Annotated in this window: 2 protein-coding genes; both read left to right on the top strand. The window is 49.3% G+C overall.

Annotated elements, in window-relative coordinates:
* Positions 1-154: 154 nt before the first annotated feature.
* Entirely contained in the window at positions 155-1,699 is a 1,545-nt protein-coding gene (istA, locus tag SD450_RS19500; RefSeq protein ID WP_318346008.1) for an IS21 family transposase, read from the top strand.
* Positions 1,700-1,719: 20 nt separating this feature from the next.
* Complete coding sequence (gene istB / locus SD450_RS19495; RefSeq protein ID WP_318346007.1) at positions 1,720-2,457, top strand: IS21-like element helper ATPase IstB; 738 nt, start codon at positions 1,720-1,722, stop codon at positions 2,455-2,457.
* Positions 2,458-2,548: the final 91 nt, after the last annotated feature.

Below are 2,548 nucleotides of genomic sequence, written 5' to 3'. Positions count from 1 at the left end.
TGGAAACGCCGGACATAGTATACCACCCTCGCCGGTTCAAAGTGACCATAGCTGGCCGGACGAAAGTGACCCACCTTCGCCGGGCCAAAGTGGACCACCTTTAGATTAGATCTATCTGTAAAAAGTCTAAGTGCTTTTTTTGTTAAAAAGCACCATGGCGAACAAGCAGATAGACATGCGAAAAACAAAACTGATTTACAAACTTTACACCTCCGGCACGAGCAAACGGGGGATAAGCCAACAATTGGTCATATCCCGTGTCACGGTCAGGAAGTACATCGAATTCTTCAAGCGGTACCGTTTTACTGCCTACGAAGTGGAGAAGATGACCCTGGAGGAACTCCACGGCCTCTTTAAGGACGGGCAAAAGCGCAAGAGCCAACGGTTGCTGACCTTAAGGCAGTACTTTCCCTATTTTGACAAGGAAATAAGAAAGACCGGGGTTACCCGACAGTTGCTGTGGGAGGAATATTATGCCAAGCATCCCGATGGCTTCAAACTCTCACAGTTCAAGTACTGGTACGCCGAATGGCGCAAGGAGACCTCGCCTGTAATGCACATGGAGCACAAGGCCGGCGACAAGCTCTTTATAGACTTCACGGGAAAGAAACTCCACATCGTTGACAGGGACACCGGTGAACTGAAGGAACTGGAGGTGTTCGTGTGTATACTCGGCAGCAGCCAATACACTTATGTAGAGGCCTGTGCAAGCCAAAAACTGGAGGACTTCATCCGCTGCACCGAGAACTCCCTATGGTTCTATGGCGGCGTACCAAAGGCCCTGGTACCCGACAACCTGAAGTCGGCGGTCACCAAGAGCAGCCGTTACGAGCCCAAGGTCAACGAGGTGTTCGCCGACTTTGCCGAACACTACGAAACGGCGGTACTGCCCACACGTACCTATAGGCCAAGGGACAAGGCCATAGTGGAGAACGCCGTGAAGATAATCTATACCAGGGTGTTCGCCCCTTTACGCAACCAGGTATTCCACAGCATAATGGATCTCAACATGGCGATAAGGGAACTGTTGGAAAAACACAACGCAATGTCGTTCAGGGGAAGGGAATATTCCAGGCGTTCACTTTTCATGGAAATCGAGAAGGGAGAACTGATGCCCCTGCCAAGGAAACGCTATGAGGTAAAACGCTATGCCCAGGCCACCGTACACAAGAACAGCCATATCTATTTTGGGAAGGACAAGCATTATTACAGCGTGCCCTACAGACATATAGGCAAACAGGTCAAGCTGGTCTATACCGACAGTATCGTCGAGATCTACCATAAGCACGAAAGGTTCGCCGTACATACAAGGAACAGGAAGAAATACGGCTATACCACCTTGGCCGACCATATGCCATCGCACCATCGTTTCGTAAGCGAGTGGAGCAGCGAAAGGTTCATCGATTGGGCGGGCAATATCGGCGGACACTGTAAAGGGTACATCATTGCCATCCTGGAAAAGAAGCAGCACCCCGAGCAATCCTACAAATCCTGCCTCGGCGTACTCCACCTTGCCAAAAAGTACGGAAGGGAACGTCTTGACAGTGCCTGTAGGCGTGCCTCGGAATATGGGGCGTACAATTACAATATGGTAGAGCGCATCCTCAAAAAGGGATGGGACCAGATCGATGACCGTAATGATGAAGGAACGAAAATGCCCGAACACAAGAACATAAGGGGCGGAAAATACTATGAATAAAAACACTTAAAACTGGACATATGAACGAAAAAACAATGCAATTGATGAAAGAAATGAGGTTCTTTGGAATGCACAGGGCCTTTGCAACAACAATGGAAACCGGAGGTGCCGATACCGACTATACCAATGACGAACTCATTGCCTATCTCATCCAGAGCGAATGGGACGACCGGCACAACCGTAGGATAGAGCGATTGACCAAGTCCGCAAGGTTCAGGTATACGGCCGTCATGGAAGCTATCGACTACCGACCGTCACGCCAACTGGACAAGAACCTGGTCCGGCGACTAGGCTCTTGCGACTTCATCCCAAAAAGGGAGAACATACTTATTACCGGTAGTACCGGTGTGGGAAAAAGTTATCTGGCCTCGGCCATCGGCCACCAGGCATGCTCCATGGGGCGAAAGGTCATGTACTTCAACACCGCCAAGCTCTTTACCATGTTGAAGACATCAAAGGCCGATGGTTCCTATCACAAACAGATAAACAAACTTGAAAAACAGGACTTGCTCATCTTGGATGACTTCGGCCTGAAACCGTTGGACAACATCAACAGGCACGCGCTCATGGAAATCATCGAGGACCGGCATGGCCAAAAATCGACCATAATAGCCTCTCAGCTACCTGTATCAAAATGGCATGACATCATCGGGGAGAAAACACTGGCCGATGCCATCCTCGACCGTTTGGTGCACACGGCACACAGAATCGACATAAAAGGAGAATCAATGAGAAGAAAATTAAAAAATAAAAACTAAGTTTAACCCAAGGATAGATCAAATCTAGGCAGTTCGTTTACCCTGGTCAGTTTCATCCGGCGAAGGTGGGTCACTTTACCCGGCTTATCCA

Origin of the sequence: Flagellimonas baculiformis (assembly GCF_033441575.1) — a bacterium.
Lineage (GTDB): Bacteria > Bacteroidota > Bacteroidia > Flavobacteriales > Flavobacteriaceae > Flagellimonas > Flagellimonas baculiformis.
This window is presented reverse-complemented; position numbering and strand designations above follow the sequence as displayed.

Coding starts and splice junctions, on each gene's coding strand:
- istA (WP_318346008.1), top strand. CDS start 155: ATGGCGAACAAGCAGATAGACATGCGAAAAACAAAACTGATTTACAAA.
- istB (WP_318346007.1), top strand. CDS start 1,720: ATGAACGAAAAAACAATGCAATTGATGAAAGAAATGAGGTTCTTTGGA.